The organism is Pseudonocardia sp. OZ21 (genome assembly GCF_059359135.1).
In genome coordinates, this window is record NZ_JCADBN010000006.1 from 127,040 (window position 1) to 149,718 (window position 22,679).

12 protein-coding genes are annotated in these 22,679 nt (G+C 69.5%); 3 read left to right on the forward strand and 9 right to left on the reverse strand.

All coding sequences use genetic code 11. The features are described 5' to 3' along the window. Positions 1-222: 222 nt before the first annotated feature. The 5 genes from uvrA to rpoB form a co-directional block, all read right to left on the reverse strand. Positions 223-3,000 (reverse strand): excinuclease ABC subunit UvrA, encoded by a 2,778-nt coding sequence (gene uvrA / locus AC5L35_RS16510; protein WP_495060517.1) that lies wholly within the window; start codon positions 2,998-3,000, stop codon positions 223-225. Continuing rightward, positions 2,997-6,371, reverse strand: a complete 3,375-nt coding sequence (locus tag AC5L35_RS16515; RefSeq protein WP_495060518.1) for a non-ribosomal peptide synthetase — start codon at positions 6,369-6,371, stop codon at positions 2,997-2,999. The genes uvrA and AC5L35_RS16515 overlap by 4 nt, the downstream gene beginning before the upstream one ends. Before the next feature lie 307 nt (positions 6,372-6,678). Further along, positions 6,679-7,290, reverse strand: a complete 612-nt coding sequence (locus tag AC5L35_RS16520; RefSeq protein ID WP_495060519.1) for a response regulator transcription factor — start codon at positions 7,288-7,290, stop codon at positions 6,679-6,681. Positions 7,291-8,088: 798 nt separating this feature from the next. After that, a complete protein-coding gene (locus tag AC5L35_RS16525) occupies positions 8,089-12,003 on the reverse strand; it encodes a DNA-directed RNA polymerase subunit beta' (RefSeq protein WP_495060520.1) in 3,915 nt (1,304 codons plus the stop codon). A gap of 36 nt (positions 12,004-12,039) precedes the next feature. Next, a complete protein-coding gene (gene rpoB / locus AC5L35_RS16530) occupies positions 12,040-15,567 on the reverse strand; it encodes a DNA-directed RNA polymerase subunit beta (RefSeq protein ID WP_495060521.1) in 3,528 nt (1,175 codons plus the stop codon). Between the two features lie 608 nt (positions 15,568-16,175). Between rpoB and AC5L35_RS16535 the strand changes: the two genes are divergently transcribed. From AC5L35_RS16535 to AC5L35_RS16545, 3 genes are all read left to right on the forward strand, one after another. After that, a complete protein-coding gene (locus tag AC5L35_RS16535; protein WP_495060522.1) occupies positions 16,176-17,144 on the forward strand; it encodes a cyclase family protein in 969 nt (322 codons plus the stop codon). Position 17,145: 1 nt separating this feature from the next. Then, on the forward strand, positions 17,146-18,810 hold the full coding sequence (locus AC5L35_RS16540; protein ID WP_495060523.1) for a long-chain-fatty-acid--CoA ligase: 1,665 nt from the start codon (positions 17,146-17,148) through the stop codon (positions 18,808-18,810). A gap of 210 nt (positions 18,811-19,020) precedes the next feature. After that, entirely contained in the window at positions 19,021-19,707 is a 687-nt protein-coding gene (locus AC5L35_RS16545) for a phosphoribosyltransferase (RefSeq protein WP_495060524.1), read from the forward strand. A 70-nt stretch (positions 19,708-19,777) separates the two neighbouring features. Here the strand turns inward: AC5L35_RS16545 and rplL are convergent, their stop codons facing one another. The 4 genes from rplL to AC5L35_RS16565 all read right to left on the reverse strand — a co-directional run bounded on the left by rplL (position 19,778) and on the right by AC5L35_RS16565 (position 22,675). After that, complete coding sequence (gene rplL, locus AC5L35_RS16550; protein ID WP_495060525.1) at positions 19,778-20,164, reverse strand: 50S ribosomal protein L7/L12; 387 nt, start codon at positions 20,162-20,164, stop codon at positions 19,778-19,780. A 47-nt stretch (positions 20,165-20,211) separates the two neighbouring features. Further along, positions 20,212-20,802, reverse strand: a complete 591-nt coding sequence (gene rplJ, locus AC5L35_RS16555) for a 50S ribosomal protein L10 (protein ID WP_495060526.1) — start codon at positions 20,800-20,802, stop codon at positions 20,212-20,214. A gap of 359 nt (positions 20,803-21,161) precedes the next feature. Next, positions 21,162-22,037 (reverse strand): hypothetical protein, encoded by an 876-nt coding sequence (locus AC5L35_RS16560; protein WP_495060527.1) that lies wholly within the window; start codon positions 22,035-22,037, stop codon positions 21,162-21,164. A gap of 83 nt (positions 22,038-22,120) precedes the next feature. Beyond that, positions 22,121-22,675, reverse strand: coding sequence for an Rv1363c family protein (locus AC5L35_RS16565; RefSeq protein ID WP_495060528.1), 555 nt, complete (start codon positions 22,673-22,675; stop codon positions 22,121-22,123). Positions 22,676-22,679 lie beyond the last annotated feature (4 nt).

Sequence of the window (22,679 nt, forward strand, 5' to 3'; positions counted from 1 at the left end):
CGCACTGTCGAGTATCGGCGAAGATCGAGAGTCCAGTAATAATCCGACGGGCGCGCAACCGACCTGGAAGTACGGCCATAGCCGAAAAGTCAGCACCCGTGGACGGGGCCGGCAACGCTTTGCTACGAATAGGCCACAGCTCGACCGCGCCGAATTGGCGCCGTATGACAACACCCGTGGCGGGCGACTACCTCGGACTGCTGGAGTGCACGCGGGTGCAGGTCACCCACGTACGCGTGATGCGACGGCCAGCGTCTCGGACAGGAAGGGCGCCAGGGCACTGCGCGCATCAGCGGCGATGTCCTCCGGCGTGCCCTGCGCGACGATCAGGCCGCCGTCCGCGCCACCGCCGGGACCGAGGTCGATGACCCAGTCCGCCGAGGCGATCACGTCGACGTTGTGCTCGATCACCACCACGGTGTCGCCGCGGTCGACCAACCGGTGCAACAGACCGATGAGCAGGGTCACGTCGGCGGCGTGCAGCCCGCTGGTCGGCTCGTCCACGATGTAGAGGGTGCGTGCCGAGTCCAGGTCGCGCAGCAGTTCGCGAGACAGTTTGAGGCGCTGGGCCTCTCCCCCGCTCAACGTCGCGCAGTTCTGCCCGAGCCGAAGACCACCGAGTCCCACCTCGTCGAGCATGTTCAGTGCCCGCGCGATCCTCGCCCGCTCCCCGAAGACCCCGACGGCCTGCGAAACCTCCAGGTCCAGCACATCGGCGATGGTCAGGCCGTCGAGCCGGGCGTCGAGCACGTCGGCGTTGTAGCGCCTGCCTCCGCAGACCGAACAGGGCACGACGACATCGGCCATGAAGTGCATCGGCATCGCCTGCTCACCGGACCCACGACAGGTCCAGCACTGGCCGGCCTCGGCGTTGAACGAGAAGTGCGCTGTGGTCCAGCGGCGTTCGCCCGACAGCGGAAGCTGGGCGAAGAGCTGGCGGATCTCGTCGAAGATGCCGATGTATGTCGCCGGTATCGAGCGGCTCGAACGTCCCATGGGATCCTGCGCGGCGCCGATCACCCGGCCGAACACGTGGTGGCCGCTCAGCGTGTCCAGGACGTCACGGCGACCGGGCTCGCCGTTGATCGAGGCGGCCACCTCGGGTTCCAGGATTCCCTTCACCAGCGAGCTCTTACCGCTCCCGCTCGGTCCGGTGACGCAGATCAGCAGATCCACGGGGATGGACACGTCGACCCCGCGCAGATTGTGCAGGCGGGCGCCGGTGAGGACGATGTCCGCGGCAGGGTCCGACTTCCGCCGTTCGGCACGGCCACCCCCCGGCACGTGGGCGCCCCTCAGATACCGGGCGGTCGGCGACGACGGATGCGCCATCACCTCCTCCGGCGATCCGGCAGCCACGAGCCGGCCGCCGGCGTTGCCCGCTCCCGGGCCGATGTCGATGAGGTGATCGGCGCATCTCATCACCTCGGCATCGTGCTCGACGACGATCACGGTGTTGCCCGCGTCGCGCAGCCGCCGCAGACTCTCGATCAACCGCCCGGTGTCGCGGGGGTGCAGGCCGACCGACGGCTCGTCCAGCACGTACACGACACCGATCAGGCCGCACCCGAGCTGTCGCGCGATGCGCAGCCGCTGGCCCTCCCCGGCCGACAGCGCGGGCATCTGGCGGTCCAGCGACAGGTAGTCGAGCCCGACCTCGCAGATGTACGACAGCCGCTTGAGCAGTTCGTGAACGATCTCCTCGACCGCCTCGGCGACGACACCGGAAAGCTCCAGCTTCGACACCTGGTCCAGCCAGTGCGGCAGATCGGCTATCGGCCGCGCCATCACCTCGGTGATGTCGAGCCCGTCCAGACGGACCGCCCGCGCGTCGGCGTTCAGACGCGTGCCGCCGCACTCCGCGCAGGCCTCGGTGGTCATGAACCGGTCGTAGTTGTGCCTGCGGCCGTCCGCTGCCGCAGACCGGGCGAGCCTGTCGATCTGCGGCAGCAGGCCCGAATCGGTGCGGTCGGGCAGGAAGGCTTCGACCTCGGCGGACACCGGCCGTGCCGTTTCACCGTGGATCACGATGTCGCGCAACGCCGCAGGTAGGTCGGACCATGGCGTGTCGAGGGTGGCACCGAACAGGGTCAGCAGATCCGGCAGGTCGCGCACCGGCCAGTAGGTCTTCTTGGGCTGGCGCCGCCGGTCACCGTAGAACGCCAACGCGCCCGCCCGGATCGACAGCCCGGGGTCGGCGATCATCTTCGCCGCGGACACCGCGATACGCGTGCCGAGTCCCTCACAGTCGCGGCACATGCCGTCGGGTGTGTTCGGGCTGAAGAACCGGGACGAGACCGCAGTCGCCCTGCGGCCGCAGCGGGCACAGAGGTGGCCGGGCGCCAGGTACAGCGGGGCCGAGCCCTCCGGTTCGAGCACCAGTACGGCGTCGTCACGCGCGCGGACTGCAGCGACCCCTCGACGGATCTGCTCGACGTCTCGCGCGCCGCCGTCCAGGCGCACGACATCGAGCGCGTACCGGTGGTCGAGCGGTGAGCCGCCACCCTCCACCGGCAGCGTCCACCGCGGTACCTGGCCCAGCCTGACGGGCCCGGCTCCCAGTGCGGCGGTCGCCTGGTCGAGCAGCTCGTCGGTGGTCCGGGGCACCACGTCCGCTCCGCAGTGCCGGCAGGTGTGCAGGCCCGCCCGCGCGAAGAGCAGGCGCAGGAAATCGCCCACCTCGGTGATCGTGCCCACCGTGGAGCGCGGATTGCGGCCCGGGGCATGCTGCTTGACCGCGATGGTCGGACCGAGTCCGGTGACCGCCTCGACCTTGGGTTTCGGGACCTTGTCGAAGCCGCGCCGCATGTACGGCGACAGGCTCTCCTGGTACTGGCGCTGGCCTTCGGCATAGATCGTCCCGAAGGCCAGCGACGACTTGCCACTCCCGGACACACCCGTGATCACCGTGATCGCGTTCCGTGGGATCTCGACGGTGACCGACCGCAGGTTGTTCTCCCTGGCACCGCTCACCCGGATCGACACCTGGTCCGCGGTCACGCGACCGCCCCGCGCTCGACGAGCTGGTCGACGATGCCGCGGACCGTCGGCCGCATCAGGAAGCGCACCACCCCCAGCTCGATTCCGAACTCGCGCAGCACCGCGGTCAGCATGGCCGTCACCGCCAGTGAGTCGCCACCGAGCGCGAAGAAGTTGTCGTCGGGACCCGGCGACTCGCCCTCCAGCACCTGCGACCAGATCGCCCTGATGCGCTTCTCCGCCGCGGAGACGTCACCGGAGCCCGCCGGGCCGTCGTCGCGGCGGACGGTGGCCGACGCGGTGACCGCGCTGCGGTCGAGCGTCCCGTAAGCGGTGAGCGGCAGCGTGTCGATGACGTTCACGCGGGCGGGCACCATGTAGGACGGCAGCCGGTACTGCAGTCTCAGCCGAACCTCGTCCCCGAGCAGCTCCGCACCGGGCTGCGACACCACAGCGGCGAGGACGCGGTCACCGGAGAGGGCGTGCTCGGTCCATGCGACCGCACCGGACACTCCGTCGATCGCCCGCAGCGTCGATTCGACGTGGGCCAGCTCGACCCGGAAGCCACGCACCCGGACCTCCCGGTCCCCACGTCCGGCGAACATCAGCCGACCTTCGGTGTCAACGTAGCCGAGATCTCCGGTGTAGCAGCAGGGCACGTTCCCGTCGGAGGGCACTCGCGTCCGGAATGCGCCGGTGCGCACCACATCTCCGTCCGACAGGTATCCGAGGCCCGCCGGCGCACCGGCCACCACCAGTTCGCCGACCACACCAGGCGGAACCGCTCCACCCCATTCGTCCACGACGAACACCCGGGTACCGGCGATCGGCCCGCCGAGGGGAACGTCCGCACCGACCGGCAACGTCGTCACATCGGCGTAGGTGACGAATCCCGTTGTCTCCGAACGGCCGTACAGATTGACCAACCGGCATTCCGGGAGCGCCTCTCGGACCCGGCCCAGCAGATCGGCGTCGAGTTCCTCGCCGGTGAACGCGCACATCCGCAGGCTGGTCAGCGCCGCGGACACCTCGGGGACCGAGTGCAGCATCGTCCACATCAGCGACGGCGTCACCAGCAGTCTCGTGCCCCGGTACCGGCGCACCCACTCGGCCGTCGTGCGGGCATCCGATGCCGCAGAGTCGGGCAGTACGGCGAGCGGGACCCCGGCCAGCAGTGGCGCCAGCGTTTCGATGACCGCGTCGACCAGGCCCGGAAGACCGTGGACCACAGCCACGTCCCCCGGCTGGTAGGGGAAGGTGTCCCACGTCCAGACGCAGCGGTCGAGCAGGGCGCGATGGCTGCCCACCACGACCTCGGGCGCGCCGGTGGCGCCGAAATCGGCGACCAGCCACGCCGGTTCGTCGGGCCGGCACCCGACCGGCGCGCCGGTGTACGGCGGCGCGGCCGCCACGTCCCCGGCGGAGATCACCACGGGTCCCTGCGGATTCGTCTCCCGGCCACCGATGAGGGCCGCGGGCCGGCACGCGTGCATCAGCCGGTCACGCTGGAAACCGGACCATCCCGCATCGACCATCACCACGACCGCGCCGACGGACCAGGTCGCCAGCATGGCGGCCACGGACAGCGCCGGGTCCGAGACGTCGACGGCGACGACATCTCCGGGCGCCGTCCCACTCTTGACGAGGCAGCCGGTGACCTGGTCGCGCAAGCCGGCCAGCTCACGAAAAGTCACGGCGGCCGCCGGTCCGTGCAGCGCAACATCGTCCGGTTGGCGAGCGGCGACCGTGTCGAACCAGCCACAGAGGTCGGCATCCGGCGAGCCGGCGACGTCGACGCCGTCGATCTGCACGAGGTCGTCCCGCGTCGGACGCAGCAGTTCCCGCAGGGTGGTGTTGCCGTCCTCCGGGAGCGCCCGCGCGAGTCGCTCGAACACGGACGCGAGTTCGGCCACCTCGTCGGCGGTGAGCACCTCGGTGGCGTACTCCCAGCTCAGATGCAGTATTCCGGAGACGCGGATGGCCTCGAGCATGAGATCGAACTTCGCCGTGCCCGTATGCATCCACAACGGCTCCGCGACACAGTCCGCGAGCATCAGCGGAACGTCGTCGTTGTTCTGCAGAACCATGACGACATCCACCAGCGGGGTGCGTGCCGGGTCCGGCGCCCGGCGGGTACGAACAGCGAGTTCCTCGAGCGGCACCCCCTGGTGGGTGAACACGTATCGCCACTCCTCGCGCAGCGAGGCGATCAGCTCGCCGAACGTGGCGTCGGGTGACGCCTTGGCGCGCACCGGGACGGTGTTGGTGAAGTAGCCGACCGTCGCGTGGTCCTGCGGCCGGCTGCGGCCCGCGACGACCGTGCCGATCAACGCGTCCCACTGCCGGGTCCGCCGCGCCAGGCACACGTGCAGCAGCGCGAGCAGCACGACGAACAGCGAGGTCCGCGACTCTTCGGCCAGCCTGGCCAGCTTGTCCCCGATCTCCGGCGGCAGATCCGTGTACAGCACCTGCCCTTCCAGCGATCGGGTGGGTCGGCGCCTGCGCCCGTCACCGAGTTCGATCCGGTCGGGCAGGGGCAGCAGCCGCGCGGCCCACGCTTCCGCCTGCGCCTCCACCTCCGTCGAACCCCGTTGCCACTGCGCGAAGTCGCGGTAGTCGACGGACTCCCCGGGCCCCGGGTCATCGCCTGCGTACAGTGCCGCCAGTTCGCGGTAGATGATGTCCATCGACCAGCCGTCGATCGCGATGTGATGCAGGATCACCTGCATCAGCCACTCCCGCTCGCCCGTGCGCCAGGTGCGCACCCGCAGCAGGCGGCCGCTGGTCAGATCGAACGGCTCCTGGATACCGCGCTCGGCCGCGCCCTCGGCCTCCGACCACGGCACGACCTCGCGATGGTGCACGACATCGACCGATGGCCGTCCGAGACCGCCTCGTTCGACCGCCGGGTGGTCCGGCGCGTATCGCGTCCGCAACGCCGGATGCCGATCGACGAGGGCCTGCACGGCCCGATCGAGCGCGGTCAGGTCGAGCGTCCCCGTCACCCGGAAAGCGCCGACGGAGTGATAGGTCGAACGGTCCTGCTGGTACTGGTGGGCCGTCCAGAGCCGCTCCTCGCCGAAGGACAGTTCCGTCGCCTGCGGATCCTCGGACTCCTCGGCGGCCTCCTGTTCGATGGAATCCAGCAGGATCCGGGCGAGCGCCTCTCCGGTCGTACCGTCAAGCAGCGCCTCGAGAATGGTCCCGTCCACCGCGGCCGCCGCCTTGAACTCGAACGCGATCCGCCCGGCAGCCTTCAGCGCACGCAACGAGTCACCGCCCAGACGGTGGAAACTCTGCGTCAGGTCCGCATTGTCGATCCCGAGCACCTCGCCCAGGATCCGTTGCACGGCCTCGGTGACCGCCGAGTCGGTTATCGCAAAGTCAGTCATGCTCCGGACCCACCGTTGTACGTCGGAGCACTGCGTCGAGCAGTGCCTGGCAAAGTCGTTGCACGCCACTCGGTCTCAGCCGCACAATCCGAGTATCCGAGCACGGGCATGGCCGGATAAGCCCCGGGCGGGCGCACGGTCGACCTGGATGAACGGCTATAGCCGGCGCCCATGCACAGCGCGGGTGAGTCAACGGTGACAACAATCGGCCGACCAGAGCGGTCCGGCGACGACGGCGACTTCAGCGTCTGAACATCAATGTGCCCGAGGGCATTTCACGCAACTACCGGAAAACTTCCCCGCAGCCTCAGGCCGTGACCCTGGCCGCATCGCGCAGGAGAGCGAACCGGGTCAGCTCAGCCTTGTTGCCGATACCGAGCTTGGCACGGATGCGCTTCACGTAGGTGTCCACCGTGTGCGGGCTGATGCGCAACCGGCTCGCGATCTGACTGTGGGTCAACCCGTGCGCGATGTGTGTCAGTACCTGGGACTCGCGCGCCGACAGCGTCCGGCCCACGAGATCGCCAGGGGCCGAGCGCTGACGCGCGATCCCGACCTCACCGGCAGCAGGCTCCGAATGCATGGTGCTCGCGCCCGTGACGACCGCGCGGACCGCCCCGACGACGCGGTCGCACGACACGCCCTTCTCGACGACCTCGGACGCGCCGTCCACGAGCAGCGCCGGCTGGGCGTTGACCACCAGGACGGGGGTGTCCGCCCATCCCGCGGCGACCGAGAACCGGCGATTCCCCACTTCCAACGTCTCGGCGTCGATGACCATCGCGTCGGCGAATATCGACGGGTGACCCGTGTCGGGCCACGTCCCCACGGCCAGCACGGAAATGCCCGACTGCCGCAGGAGATGGACCAACCCCAGGCGATAGACCGGGCACAGCGCGAACACGTCCGCTCGAATCATGCAACGCTCCCTCGAATTGTCCGGCCAGCACCGGAGACCTGTCGTGATCGGGATCCCGCCGTCAGAGTCCTCGTAGGCCCTGACCGGTGCCGGGGGTCGCCGATCGGCTGGGCCGGATTGCTGATTTCGGTAGTCGGTAAAACGGGAAACGGCGTAGGCGGCCCGCTGCGATGCTCGCGAACCCGAAGACGTCGAATCCGCTGGGGTACTGGCGTGCCATGGCGCTCTCCGGTCAGACGGATGAGGGATCGATGACAACGGTGTTCGAGACCTGGACGGCGGTCAGCCTGCTGTCGCCCACGTGCAGGTGGGCGCGCCCCGGAACCGGCGGTGTCCCGGGGGTCCTGGAGACCGTCGCCGAACTGGCTCGTCACGGAGCAGGCGGGGGCGAGGCTGCGAGCGTCCAGATGGCTCGCATCCGGCGCCGCGAGGGGCGGAGCGGTCGGCGAATCCGATCACGCACCAACCCTGCTCTACACAGACCTCGCAGGTCGCCGTTGAAGCTACCTAAATTAGGAGATCGGGTAGTGATCTCTCACACAAGTGATTACTCGAAGGCGGCCTTGGTGGCCGTTGCCGTAAGGATCGGACCGCTCATACTTTTTGCAACAATTGTCGCGTTCGTCGAGATCATCGTGATTGTTGCCGCGGTCTTTACTTGTGGTTCTTCGTTGCTTCATACAGGAAAGGGAAACGGGGCCGGACACCGCCACGGGAGAGCGGTGTCCGGCCCCGTTCCGGGACCTGCCTTCGGCATCGGTCCCTCCGCCGTCGCGGAGGGACCGAGGTGCCTACCTGTTACCGGTAGTCGCGCCCGAAGTCGTAGTCGTCCAGCGGCACCGCGGCACCGGTGCCCGTGCCGAACACGTCGGGGCTGTAGTAGCCGTCGTCGTAGCTCGGCAGCGCGTAGGCGGCCGCGCGGGCCTCCTCCGTGGGCTGGACCTGGATGTTGCGGTAGCGGTTGATCCCCGTGCCTGCCGGGATCAGCTTGCCGATGATCACGTTCTCCTTGAGCCCGACGAGCTTGTCGCGCTTTCCGTTGATCGCGGCATCGGTGAGGATCCGGGTGGTCTCCTGGAACGAGGCCGCGGACAGCCACGACTCCGTGGCCAGCGAGGCCTTCGTGATCCCCATCAGCACCGGGCGACCGGAAGCCGGCTCGCCGCCCTCGGCCACCACCTGGCGGTTCTGCGTCTCGAAGTCCGACCGCTCGGCCAGTGCGCCGGGCAGGAACTCCGTGGAACCGGAGTCGATGATCGTGACCCGGCGCAGCATCTGCCGGACGATCACCTCGATGTGCTTGTCGTGGATGTCCACGCTCTGCGTGCGGTACACCTTCTGCACCTCACGCACCAGGTGCAGCTGCACCTCGCGCGGACCCATGACACGCAGCACCTCGTGCGGGTCGGCCGTGCCCTCGAGGAGCAGCTGGCCCACGTGCACGTGGTCGCCGTCGGCCAGCGGACGCTCCTGGCCGTCAGCAGTGGTCATGGCGAGCCACTGCCGCTTCGACAGCTTCTCGTAGACGATCTCCTCGCCGCCGTCGTCCGGCGTGAGGGTGATCTTCCAGAAGCGCTCGCCGTCCTCGATCGAGATCCGGCCGTCGACGTCGGCGATCGGCGCCTTGCCCTTCGGGACACGAGCCTCGAAGAGCTCCTGCACACGGGGCAGACCGGTTGTGATGTCGTCGCCCGCCACACCACCGGTGTGGAAGGTACGCATCGTCAGCTGCGTGCCGGGCTCACCGATGGACTGCGCCGCGACGATGCCGACGGCCTCGCCGACGTCCACCAGCTTGCCGGTGGCCATCGAGCGGCCGTAGCACATGCCGCAGATACCGGTGGCCGACGTGCAGGTGAGCGGGCTGCGCACCTTGATCGTCTTGACCCCGGCCGCAACCAGCGCGTCGAGCGCCGGGTCGCCGAGGTCGCCACCCTTGGCCACGATGACCTCGCCGTCCGGACCGCGCACCTCTTCCGCCGAGCAGCGGGCGTAGATGCTGGTGCGGATGTAACGGTGCGGGATCCGCGTGCCGTCTGCGGTCTCCTCGGTGACCTGCATGGTTACGCTGCGCTCGGTGCCGCAGTCGACCTCGCGGACGATGACGTCCTGCGACACGTCCACCAGACGACGGGTCAGGTAACCCGAGTCGGCCGTGCGCAGCGCCGTGTCCGCCAGACCCTTACGGGTGCCGTGCGTGGAGATGAAGTACTCCAGCACCGACAGGCCCTCACGGAAGTTGGCCTTGATCGGACGGGGGATGTACTCGCCCTTCGGGTTGGCCACCAGACCACGCATACCGGCGAGCTGCCGGACCTGGGTCATGTTGCCCGCCGCGCCCGACTTCACGATCGTCGGGATCGGGTTGTCCTCGGGGAAGTTCTCCTCCATCGCCCTGGCCACCTCTTCGGAGGCCTGGCTCCAGATCTTGACCATCTCGTCGTTGCGCTCCTGGTGGGACAGGGCGCCCCGCTGGTAGCGCTTGTTGACCTGGTCGGCCTTGATCTCGTAGCCGTCGAGGATCTGCTGCTTGTTGGGCGGCACCACGACGTCGGAGATCGCCATCGTGACCCCGGAGCGCGTGGCCCAGTAGAAGCCGGCGTCCTTGAGGCGGTCGAGGACCTGCGCGACCTCGGTCATCGAGTACCGCTCGGCCAGAGCGTTGATGATCGCGGCCTGACGCTTCTTCGGCAGCGGCTCGTTGACGAAGGGGTAGTCCGGCGGGAGCAGGTCGTTGAAGAGCACCCGCCCCAGCGTGGTCTCGGCCAGCCACGGGTCGCCCACGTTCCAGCCGATCGACTCCGCGACGGCGACCGGCGGGGTGACCCCCTGCAGCCGGATCTTCACCGGCGCCTGCAGGTGGAGCACCTTGCGGTCGTAGGCCATGATCGCCTCGGACAGCGACGAGTACACGTTGCCCTCGCCCTGTGCGCCCTCGCGCAGCCGGCTGAGGTGGTACAGACCCGTGACCATGTCCAGACGCGGCATCGCCAGCGGCCGCCCGGAGGCGGGCGACAGGATGTTGTTGCTGGACAGCATCAGGACGCGGGCCTCGGACTGCGCCTCGGCCGACAGCGGCAGGTGCACCGCCATCTGGTCACCGTCGAAGTCGGCGTTGAACGCCTCGCAGACCAGCGGGTGCAGCTGGATGGCCTTGCCCTCCACCAGCTGCGGCTCGAAGGCCTGGATACCGAGGCGGTGCAGGGTCGGTGCGCGGTTGAGCAGCACCGGGTGCTCGGAGATGACCTCTTCGAGCACGTCCCACACCTGCGAGCGGCCACGCTCGACCATGCGCTTCGCGGACTTGATGTTCTGCGCGTGGTTGAGGTCGACCAGCCGCTTCATGACGAACGGCTTGAACAGCTCCAGCGCCATCTGCTTGGGCAGGCCGCACTGGTGCAGCTTCAGCTGCGGGCCGACCACGATGACCGAACGGCCGGAGTAGTCGACACGCTTGCCGAGCAGGTTCTGGCGGAACCGGCCCTGCTTGCCCTTGAGCAGGTCGGACAGCGACTTGAGCGGGCGGTTGCCCGGTCCGGTGACCGGCCGGCCGCGACGGCCGTTGTCGAACAGCGCGTCGACGGCCTCCTGCAGCATCCGCTTCTCGTTGTTGACGATGATCTCGGGAGCGCCGAGGTCGATCAGTCGCTTGAGACGGTTGTTGCGGTTGATGACCCGGCGGTACAGGTCGTTCAGGTCGGACGTGGCGAAGCGGCCACCGTCGAGCTGCACCATCGGGCGCAGGTCCGGCGGGATGACCGGGACGCAGTCGAGCACCATGCCCATCGGGCTGTTGCCCGTGGTCTGGAACGCCGCGACGACCTTGAGGCGCTTGAGGGCGCGGAGCTTCTTCTGCCCCTTGCCGCTGCGGATGGTCTCCCGCAGGCTCTCGGCCTCGGCCGGGATGTCGAAGTTCTGCAGCAGGGTCTGGATCGCCTCGGCGCCCATCGCCCCGGTGAAGTAGTCGCCGTAGCGGTCGTAGAGCTCGCGGTAGAGCCCCTCGTCCGCGATCAGCTGCTGCACGTCGAGCTTCGAGAAGGAGGTCCAGATCTCGTCGAGCCGGTCCAGCTCGCGCTGGGCGCGGTCACGGAGCTGGCGCATCTCGCGCTCGCCACCCTCCTTGACCTTGCGGCGGACGTCGCTCTTGGCGCCCTCCGCCTCCAGCTCGGCCAGGTCGGCCTCGAGCTTCTGGGCCCGCGCCTCCAGGTCGGCGTCGCGGCGCTGCTCGACCCGCTTGCGCTCCACGCTCATCTCGTTCTCGAGCGTGGACAGGTCGGTGTGGCGCAGCTCCTTGTTCACCGACGTGATGACGTAGGCCGCGAAGTAGATGATCTTCTCGAGGTCCTTGGGCGCCAGGTCGAGCAGGTAGCCCAGGCGGCTCGGCACACCCTTGAAGTACCAGATGTGCGTGACCGGGGCGGCCAGCTCGATGTGGCCCATGCGCTCACGACGCACCTTGGCGCGCGTGACCTCCACGCCGCAGCGCTCGCAGATGATGCCCTTGAAGCGGACGCGCTTGTACTTGCCGCAGTAGCACTCCCAGTCCCGGGTGGGGCCGAAGATCTTCTCGCAGAAGAGCCCGTCCTTCTCCGGCTTCAGGGTGCGGTAGTTGATGGTCTCTGGCTTCTTGACCTCGCCGTGCGACCACTGGCGGATGTCCTCAGCGGTGGCCAGGCCGATGCGCAACTCGTCGAAGAAGTTGACGTCGAGCAAATTCGTGTCCTTCGTTCGTTATTCGGCTCTGGGCGGTCAGTTGACGACGTCGTCGACGGTCATCGAGTCGGAACCGGGGCGGCTGGACAAGTTGATGCCCAGGTTCGCCGCGGCCCGCTCGAGGTCCTCGTCGTCGGTGTCGCGCATCTCGATCGCCGCACCATCGCTCGAGAGCACCTCGACGTTCAGGCAGAGCGACTGGAGCTCCTTCAGCAACACCTTGAAGGACTCCGGGATACCCGGCTCCGGGATGTTCTCGCCCTTGACGATCGCCTCGTAGACCTTGACCCGGCCCACCACGTCGTCGGACTTGATGGTGAGCAGCTCCTGCAGCGTGTATGCCGCGCCGTAGGCCTGCATCGCCCAGCACTCCATCTCGCCGAACCGCTGGCCGCCGAACTGGGCCTTACCGCCCAGGGGCTGCTGCGTGATCATCGAGTACGGACCGGTGGAACGGGCGTGGATCTTGTCGTCCACGAGGTGCGCCAGCTTCAGGATGTACATGTAGCCGACGGCCACCGGGAACGGGTACGGCTCCCCGGAACGACCGTCGAGCAGCTTGGCCTTCCCGTCGGACTTGACCATCCGCTCACCGTCGCGGTTGGGCAGCGTGGAGCCGAGCAGCCCCGTGATCTCGTTCTCCTTGGCGCCGTCGAAGACCGGTGTGGCGGTGTTCGTGCCGGCGGGCACGGAGTAGAGCTCCTCGGGCATCTTGGACGCCCAGTCGGGCGTGCCCTCGATGTCCCAGCCCGACTTGGCGATCCACCCGAGGTGGGTCTCCAGAACCTGACCGATGTTCATGCGTCGCGGCACACCGTGGGTGTTCAGGATGATGTCGATGGGTGTGCCGTCCTCCATGAACGGCATGTCCTCGGCAGGCAGGATCTTGCCGATGACGCCCTTGTTGCCGTGGCGGCCCGCGAGCTTGTCGCCGTCCTGGATCTTGCGCTTCTGGGCCACGTAGACGCGGACCAGCTCGTTGACGCCGGGGGCCAGCTCGTCCTCGTCGTCGCGGGAGAAGACCCGGATGCCGATGACCTTGCCGTTCTCGCCGTGCGGAACCTTCAGCGACGTGTCGCGCACCTCGCGCGCCTTCTCGCCGAAGATCGCGCGCAGCAGGCGCTCCTCCGGGGTCAGCTCCGTCTCGCCCTTCGGCGTGACCTTGCCGACCAGGATGTCGCCCGGCTGCACCTCGGCACCGATGCGGATGATGCCGCGCTCGTCGAGGTCGGCGAGGACCTCCTCGGAGACGTTCGGGATGTCCCGGGTGATCTCCTCGGCGCCCAGCTTGGTGTCGCGGGCATCGATCTCGTGCTCCTCGATGTGGATCGACGTGAGCACGTCGTCCTGCACCAGGCGCTGCGAGAGGATGATCGCGTCCTCGTAGTTGTGCCCCTCCCACGGCATGATCGCGACGAGCAGGTTCTTGCCCAGCGCCATCTCACCGTCCTCGGTGCACGGCCCGTCGGCGATGACCTGCCCGACCTCGACGCGGTCGCCCTCGTCGATGATCGGCTTCTGGTTGTTGCACGTGCCCTGGTTGGACCGGCGGAACTTGTTGAGCCGGTACGTGGTGCGCGTGCCGTCGTCGGCCATGACGGTGATGTAGTCGGCGCAGAGCTCCTCGACCACACCGGCCTTGTCGGCGACCAGTACGTCACCGGCGTCGACCGCGGCGCGCAGCTCCATGCCCGTGCCGACCAGCGGCGACTCGCTGCGCAGCAGCGGCACCGCCTGACGCTGCATGTTGGCGCCCATCAGCGCGCGGTTGGCGTCGTCGTGCTCGAGGAACGGGATCAGCGCCGTGGCGACCGACACCATCTGCCGCGGCGAGACGTCGATGTAGTCGACGCCGACCGGGGAGATGTAGTCGACCTCGCCGCCCTTGCGGCGGACGAGGACGCGATCCTCCTGGAAGTTGCCGTCGTCGTCGAGCGGCGCGTTGGCCTGCGCGATGACGAAGCGGTCCTCCTCGTCGGCGGTGAGGTAGTCGATCTGCTCGGTGACCAGCCCCTGGGTGACCTTTCGGTACGGGGTCTGGATGAACCCGAACGGGTTGACCTGCGCGAACGTGGCCAGCGACCCGATCAGGCCGATGTTCGGGCCCTCAGGGGTCTCGATCGGGCACATCCGGCCGTAGTGGCTGGGGTGCACGTCGCGGACCTCGAAGCCCGCGCGCTCACGGGACAGACCACCGGGGCCCAGCGCCGACAGGCGGCGCTTGTGCGTGAGGCCTGCCAGCGGGTTGTGCTGGTCCATGAACTGCGACAGCTGCGACGTACCGAAGAACTCCTTGATCGCCGCCACGACCGGGCGGATGTTGATCAGGGTCTGCGGCGTGATCGCCTCGACGTCCTGCGTGGTCATCCGCTCGCGGACGACGCGCTCCATCCGGGACAGGCCGACACGGACCTGGTTCTGGATCAGCTCGCCGACCGTGCGCAGGCGCCGGTTGCCGAAGTGGTCGATGTCGTCGGTCTCGACGGGGACCTCGATGCCGCCGTTGCCCTCGGCGTCGGCGCCGACCGTCATCGTGGTGTCGCCTGCGTGGAGCCGGACGAGGTACTCGATGGTGGTGGCGATGTCCTCCTCGGTCAGCGTGCCGACCGAGTTGTCGAGGGTGAGACCGAGCTTCTTGTTGGCCTTGTAACGGCCGACCTTGGCGAGGTCGTAGCGCTTGTCCTTGAAGAACAGGTTCTCCAGCAGGGTCTGCGCGCTCTCGCGGGTGGGCGGCTCGCCCGGCCGCAGCTTGCGGTAGATGTCGAGCAGCGCCTCGTCCTGCCCGGCGGTGTGGTCCTTCTCGAGCGTGGCCATGATCGTCTCGGAGAACCCGAAGCGGGCCTGGATCTGCTCAGCGGTCCAGCCCAGCGCCTTCAGCAGCACGGTGACCGGCTGGCGGCGCTTGCGGTCGATGCGGACACCGACGGTGTCGCGCTTGTCGACGTCGAACTCCAGCCAGGCACCCCGGCTCGGGATGATCTTGACGGAGTAGACGTCCTTCTCGGTCGTCTTGTCGATGCTGTGATCGAAGTAGACGCCGGGCGACCGCACGAGCTGGGAGACGACGACACGCTCGGTGCCGTTGATGATGAACGTGCCCTTGTCGGTCATCACGGGGAAGTCACCCATGAACACCGTCTGGCTCTTGATCTCGCCGGTGGTGTTGTTGGTGAACTCCGCGGTGACGAACAGCGGCGCACCGTAGGTCATGTCCTTGTCCCGGCACTCCTCGACCGAGGCCTTGACCTCGTCGAAGCGCGGGTCGGAGAAGGACAGCGACATCGAGCCGGAGAAGTCCTCGATCGGAGAGATCTCCGTGAGGATCTCCTCCAGGCCGCCCATCGGGTTCTCGTCGCCGGCATCGATCCGTCGCTGGAACCACGCCTCGTTGCCGACCAGCCACTCGAAGGACTGGATCTGCAGGTCGAGGAGGTCGGGCACCTCGAGGGGCTCGCGGATCTTCGCGAAGGTGACCCGGGTGGGCGCCCCGGGGAAACTCGGGTTGGCCGAGACGGCCGCGGGCACGTGGGTCGCGAGGGGGCTGGTGGCGCGGGACGAAGCCAAGATGCGTCCTTCCGAGAACTGCGCTCTCGTCTGGCGGGCACCGGCTCCATCGCGCTACCGTCTGCTCGTCCGGCCCGGGCGGGAGGTCCGGGTCGAACGTGCTCGCGGATGCAGGATCCGGCGCACGCCGTCTGTTGTCATGGCGCGGCCGCCGACCCAGACGCGCGAGGGCACCGAAGGGATCTCCCGATGGGGGGACTCCGCCTGAGCGCACGCGTGGCTGGACGAGGGCAGCGCAAAGAGGCAGTCTAGCTGCAAATGCAGCGGCTGTCGAGACAGGTCACCGATACAACCATCGAGACCTAAGAGTGACTTGACCGGCGCACCGCGTCAAGACTCTACGCGGCGGTAAATGGTCCTTTTCGCGGGATGACCGGCAGGAAGGTCCCGTGGTACACGCCACGGCCGCGCGACAGGCCGCTGAGCCCACCGCCCATCGACCGATACTGCCACGCCTGTCGCCCGCACCCGTTCGTGGCCCCCTCCACCCGGCTGGGTGGTTCTTGACACACCGCGGTGGCCGCCAGAGGCTCGACGGCGATCAGGTTCGCGTCCTCGACGGCGGCAACGGGTCTCGGCGTCGGCGGCGAACCGCTGAGGAGACGACGATGTCCCAGATTCCCTCCATGGCCGATCTTCTCGGTGCCGACACCCCGTCCAACTGGGGCCGCTGGGGCCCGGACGACGAGCTCGGGGCGCTGAACTACCTCGACACGGCCGAGGTGCTGCGCGGCGTGCGGCACATCCGCGCGGGCGAGGTCTTCACCCTGCAGATCCAGATGGGCCGCACCGACGGTCCCGGCGACCCGCTGTGGCCCGGCCGGGAGGGCATCAAGCGGCAGAACGTCCTGGACGAGAGCACCTGGGACGGCGAGGACGCCCCGCAGTTCCCCGGCGGCCTCCACTACGCGGACGACACGGCTCTGATCTTCCTGCAGGGCTCCACGCAGTACGACGCGCTGGGCCATGTCTGGTACGACGGCAAGCTCTGGAACGGCTACGACGCCCGGTCGACCGTCGGCGGGATGGGCAAGGCCTCGGTGCTGCCGATCGCGGAGAAGGGCGTGGTGGGGCGCGGGGTGCTCGTCGACATGGCCCGCCACCGCGGCAAGGACTGGCTGGACAAGGGCGAGACGTTCGACCATGAGGACCTGGAGGCCGCGGCGAAGGCCCAGGGCGTCGAGATCGAGCCACACGACGTGCTCTGCGTGCGCACCGGCTTCATGAAGTACTGGTACGAGCTCAACGACAAGAAGGAGTTCTACGACGGCTTCAACGAGCCGGGGCTCACCTACTCGCGTGAGCTCGTGGAGTGGTTCAAGGGCCGGGAGATCCCCAACCTCGTCACCGACACGATCGCCAACGAGGTGACCTACGAACCGGGTACCGGTGTCGCGCTGCCCCTGCACTGCGCGCTGATGCGCAACCTCGGCGTGGCGCTCACCGAGATCGCCTGGCTCGACGACCTGGCCGACGCCTGCGCCGCCGACGGCCGGTGGAGCTTCCTCTACGTCGCAGCCCCGCTGAAGGTCGTCAACGGCACCGGCGCGCCGGTCAACCCGGTGGTGATCCGCTGACATGGGCGGCTACGCGGAGAGGCCGTGGCTCGCGCGGTACGACGAAGGCCAGCCGTCCGACATCGAGCCCGAGTTCACCGACGCGCTGGCGATGTTCCGCGCCGCGGCGGAGCGCAACCCCGATGGCGACATCCTCCGCTACTTCGACGGCCGGGTCACCCTGCGCGAGCTCGACGAGCTCTCCGACGCGTTCGCGGCAGGCCTGCTCGACGCCGGCCTCTCCGCGGGCGAGCGGGTGGCGCTGTACCTGCAGAACGTCCCCCAGTTCGTCATCGCGCTGGTGGGCACCTGGAAGGCGGGCGGGATCGCCGTCAACATCAACCCGATGAACCGGGCGCGCGAGCTCGACCTGCTGCTGCGCGACTCGGGGGCCACGGTGCTGGTGTGCCTGCAGGGCCTGTACCGCGACGTCGCGGCCACGGTGGCGGCCGACGCCGGCGTCACCACGGTGATCACCACTTCGGAGCTGGAGTACCAGACGCGTGACGACCCGCGGGTCTTCGCCGGCACGGAGCGGCTCGACCTGCCCGGCACCGTCGACATGGCCGGCCTCATCGACCGGTTCCGCGGGCACCGGCCGCCGCCGGTGTCCTTCTCCCCCGGCGACACCGCCGTCCTGACCTACACCTCCGGCACCACCGGGCCCCCGAAGGGCGCGATGAACACGCACGGCAACGTGGTGTTCAACAGCCAGGCCTACCGGCAGTGGTGCGGCCTCGGGCAGGACGACGTCGTGCTGGGCGTGGCACCGCTCTTCCACATCACCGGCCTGATCGCCCACGTCACGCTCTCGCTGCTTCTCGGGGCGCCGCTGGTGCTGTTCTGCCGCTTCGAGCCCTCGCTCGCGATCGAGACGATCCGCGACGAGCGTCCGACGTTCACCGTCGGGTCGATCACGGTGTTCATCGCGCTGATGAACGCCCCCGCCGCGGAACGCGACGCCCTCGCGTCCCTGACGAAGATCTGGTCGGGAGGAGCGCCGATCCCGCCGTCCACCGTCACGGCGTTCTCCGCGACGTTCGGGCAGTACATCCACAACATCTACGGGCTGACCGAGACCACCTCCCCGTCACACGGCGTGCCGCCAGGGGCCGAGGCGCCGGTCGACAAGGCCTCCGGCGCCCTCTCCGTCGGCGTGCCCATCTACAACACCGTGGTGCGCATCGTCGGCGACGACGGCCAGGACGTCCCGCCCGGCGAGATCGGCGAGATCGTCACCACCGGCCCCCAGGTCGTCCCGGGCTACTGGAACAAGCCGGAGGAGACGGCCGCCGCGATCCCGGGGGGTGCGCTGCACACCGGCGACGTCGGGTACATGGACGACAACGGCTGGTTCTACATCGTCGACCGCAAGAAGGACCAGATCAACGCGGGCGGCTACAAGGTGTGGCCCCGCGAGGTGGAGGACGTCCTGTACGAGCACGAGGCCGTGCGGGAGGCCGCGGTCGTGGGCGTCCCGGACGAGTACCGGGGCGAGACGGTCAAGGCGTTCGTCAGCCTCCGCCCCGGCCGGACCGTGAGCGCGGAGGAACTCATCGCCTTCGCCAAGGAACGGATGGCGGCCTACAAGTACCCCCGGCAGGTGGAGTTCCTCGACGAGATCCCGAAGACGGTGACGGGCAAACTCCTGCGCCGCGAACTGCGCACCCGCGAACAGGAAGCCTGACCACCGACACCCCCGCCCCGCGAGTCGCCCGATCCCGGCCCGCGAGTCGCCCGGTTCGCGTGCGCGAGCCGCCCGATGATCGCTGCGAGATCCCCCTTTCCGCCCTCCCCGGGGCCAGAAGCCGCGTCTCGAAGCGATCACCCCGCCTGTCCCCCGCGACATGGACACATGTCGCGGCGTGGGGACCCGTCCGGACAGCTATATGTGTCCATGTCGCTGTCGCCGGGGCGGGTACCCGGGGGCATGGGTGTGGGGAGGCGGCGGCGGGTGTTCGCCGACCGCGCCGAGGCCGGGGGACGGCTCGGCGCGCAGTTGGGCGGCCGGACGTGGACGGATCCCGTCGTGCTCGGCCTGGCCAGGGGCGGGGTGCCGGTGGCCGCTGCGGTGGCCGCGGCTCTCGGCGCTCCGCTCGACGTGGCCGTGGCGCGCAAGATCGGGGCGCCGGGCCGGCCGGAGTGGGGTGTCGGTGCCGTGACCGCGCAGGGACCCGTCGGATGGGACGTGGCGGCGCTGCGCCGGGCCCGGACGAGCGCGGAGGAGCTGGCCGGGGAGGCTGAGCGCCAACAGGCGGAGGCGGGGCGGCAGCTGCGGCGCTACCGGGAGGTGGCTGAGGCGGTGCCCGTCGCCGGCCGTGACGTGGTGCTCGTCGACGACGGCCTGGCCACGGGGGTGACCGCGCGCGCGGCGCTGGCCCGGCTGCGTGTCGACGGGCCGAGGCTGCTGGTGCTGGCCGTGCCGGTCGGCCGAGCGGGGACCGCGGCCGCGCTACGGGCGGACGGCGCGGCCGACGAGGTGGTGCTGGTCGCCGCGCCTGCCGTGCTCGGTGCGGTGAGCTGCTGGTACCGCGACTTCGGCCAGACCTCCGACGCCGAGGTGGTGGCCGCGCTGGCGCGGTGACCGACATGCGCGAGGGGCGGCACCCGGATCGGGTGCCGCCCCTCGGCGTAGTGCTACCGGTGCGCGGTGATCAGCTCAGGCTGACCTTGGCGCCGGCCTCCTCGAGCTTGGTCTTCGCGGCGTCGGCCGCGTCCTTGGCCACGCCCTCGAGGATCGGCTTCGGGGCCGACTCGACGAGGTCCTTGGCCTCCTTGAGGCCCAGGCCCGAGACGAGCTCGCGGACGACCTTGATGACCTGGATCTTCTTGTCGCCTGCGGCCTCGAGGACGACGTTGAACTCGTCCTTCTCCTCGGGGGCCTCAGCGGCGGCGGCGGGGCCCGCGGCGGCCGCGACGGCAACCGGGGCGGCCGCGGTGACGTCGAAGGTCTCCTCGAACTTCTTCACGAACTCCGAGAGCTCGATCAGGGTGAGGTCCTTGAAGGCCTCGAGCAGCTCGTCGGTGGACAGCTTCGCCATGGTGGCGCTTCCTCTCTTGGGGTGGAACTACGCAGATGGGGTGGTGCTCAGCTCTCGGCGGGGGCCGGAGCTTCGGTGGCGTCGGTGGTGTCGGCGTCGGCACCTGCCGGAGCCGCACCGCCCTCGTCCGCGCGCTTGTCGGCCAGGGCCTGCGCCAGGCGGGCCACCTGCGACGCCGGAGCGGCGAACAGGCCTGCGGCCTTGGCCATGGTGCCCTTCATCGCGCCGGCCAGCTTGGACAGCAGGACCTCACGCGACTCGAGGTCGGCCAGCTGGTTGACCTCGGCGACGGTCAGCGTGCGACCGTCCATGAAGCCGCCCTTGATCACCAGGGCCTGGTTGGCCTTGGCGAAGTCGCGCAGCGCCTTGGCCGCGTCGACGGGCTCACCGGTGATGAAGGTGATCGCCGTGGGGCCGACGAGCAGCTCCTCGAGACCTTCGACGCCGGCGTCCTCGGCCGCTCGCTTCACCAAGGTGTTCTTGGCGACGCGGTAGGTGGCTCCCTCGCCCAGCGAGCGGCGCAGCGTCGTCAGCTGGGACATGGTGAGGCCGCGGTACTCGGTGACCACCGAGGCGGACGAGCCGCGGAACCTCTCGGCGATCTCGTCGACCGCCGTGACCTTGTCAGATCGGGCCATCCCTTGCCTCCTCTCGGTTGTCGGGGTGGTCGTGCACGTGACTGACCCACCGTCGACGGACCCGGGAGAAGACGAACGCCCCGGCGCAGAAGCGCACGGGGCGTGGCAGACGGCGCGCAACAGCGCACCTCGCGGTGACCTCGTCCTCCTGCGCGGGCCGGCCGCTGTCGCGGAACCTTCGTACGCCGGCGCCGATCGCTCGTCGGCGGCGTAGACCTGCGGTCTTCGGTGGAACCGTCATCCAGGGTACGCGACGGACGGCGCGGGCCGACACCGGGTTCCGGTCGCTCGGCAACGAGCGTCAGCAGGGACTCCGCCGCCTGCGCGGCAGCCACCTCGATGATCCCGCAGGACCGGCATCACCTGCTCTCCACCGCGCCGATCTTCCAGCGACCGTCGATCTTCTCCCCGGTGACCGTGAGCCGTCCGGCCGCGGCGAGCTGGGTGGCCTTGCCGTCGTCGCCCGCGGCGGCCCGGGTGGCCTGCTGGTCCATGAACGCCACCAGCACCGCTCGGTCGCCGGTGATCTCCTTGACGGCGGCCACCGTGACCGTGGCCGACACCACGGCCTGTTGCTGCGGCGCGAGCTCACGGACCTGGGCGAACAGCTTGTCGAACTGCTCGGCGAACTCCGGCGTGATGACGGCACGGGCGGCGCGCTCGTTCTCGTCGAGCCGGGCGAAGTCGTAGGAGTAGACGGTCTGCAGCGCGTCGGTGAGCTGTCCGGCTGCCTCGGCCGTGGCGCCGACGTCCACCAGCGCGGTGTTGGCCGCGGACGGGGTGTGGCGCAGCCGCGCGTCGGCAAGACCGAAGAACACCGCGAGGCCGGTGAGCACCACGAGCGCGACGGCGAGCAGCGGCACCCGCAGGGAGCGCCTGCCTGCCTCACCCGAGCCGGCCGCGGGGGCGTCGGACTCCGACGCCACCTCCGTGTCCACGGCCAGGTCCCGACGGCGCTTCGGACGGCGGAGGATCCCGGCCGTACGGCCCGGCTCCTTCTCCGTGTCCGCCCCGTGGTCGACCTCCGGGTCCGCGGCGCCGGAGTCGACCGTCTCCAGGGCGACGGTGTCCAGGTCGACGGCATTCCGGTCAGCAGTAACCGGGGCCTGCCCGGCTGGTGGCCGGCTCCCCGGGCTGAGCGCGACGCGACCGCTGAGCGCCTCCGGGTCTGCTGCGGCGGCGTCCGTGCCGGGCCGGTCGGCGCCGGTGGTGACGCGGTTCCCGGCAGGGGCCACGCCGGCCACCCGAGGGCGGCGGATCGAGCCCGCGGGGGGTCTCGGTACTCGGGGACGGGGGGGCATGGTGACGCCTCCTGCTCTCAGCTCGCCGGGGCACGGACCGGGGCGAGCCTGCTCGCCTTCCAGCCCGCATCGGTGCGGGTCATCTCCAGCTGCAGGCGCTGGCGGGTGACCACGGGGTCCTGTCCCTGCGGGACGACCTCGACGTCCACCCCGACGAGCACGCGGGCCGTGCCGGCGCGGACGTCGAGCTCCGCCACGGCGGCGTCGGCGACCGTGGCCGTGGTGACCCGCTTCGAGTCCGTGACGACCTTGTCGTACTCGGCGCGGTTGGCGCGGAACTCGTCGAGCAACGGGCCGGTGGAGGTCTGTTCCCACAGGTCTAGGCCCGCGTCGACGTGGGTGAAGTCGAGGCTGTTCAGGTTGATGGCCGCCTGCTGCGCGTCGACGAGCACGATGTCGCGCTCCCGGGCCAGCTCGAGGCCGTCGTCCCCCAGCGCGAGCGCCCACCGCACGCCGAAGAACGCCGCGGCCAGCGCCGCCACCGCCACCAGCAGCGCGAGCGCCCGTGCCGGGTTCACGAGCCGCGCCGCGGGGGGCGACGGGGGCGCGGGCGGGTCGTCGAGAACGGTCACGGGA

Coding starts and splice junctions, on each gene's coding strand:
- AC5L35_RS16515 (WP_495060518.1), bottom strand. CDS start 6,371: ATGACTGACTTTGCGATAACCGACTCGGCGGTCACCGAGGCCGTGCAA.
- AC5L35_RS16520 (WP_495060519.1), bottom strand. CDS start 7,290: ATGATTCGAGCGGACGTGTTCGCGCTGTGCCCGGTCTATCGCCTGGGG.
- AC5L35_RS16535 (WP_495060522.1), top strand. CDS start 16,176: ATGTCCCAGATTCCCTCCATGGCCGATCTTCTCGGTGCCGACACCCCG.
- AC5L35_RS16540 (WP_495060523.1), top strand. CDS start 17,146: ATGGGCGGCTACGCGGAGAGGCCGTGGCTCGCGCGGTACGACGAAGGC.
- AC5L35_RS16545 (WP_495060524.1), top strand. CDS start 19,021: ATGTCGCTGTCGCCGGGGCGGGTACCCGGGGGCATGGGTGTGGGGAGG.
- rplL (WP_495060525.1), bottom strand. CDS start 20,164: ATGGCGAAGCTGTCCACCGACGAGCTGCTCGAGGCCTTCAAGGACCTC.
- rplJ (WP_495060526.1), bottom strand. CDS start 20,802: ATGGCCCGATCTGACAAGGTCACGGCGGTCGACGAGATCGCCGAGAGG.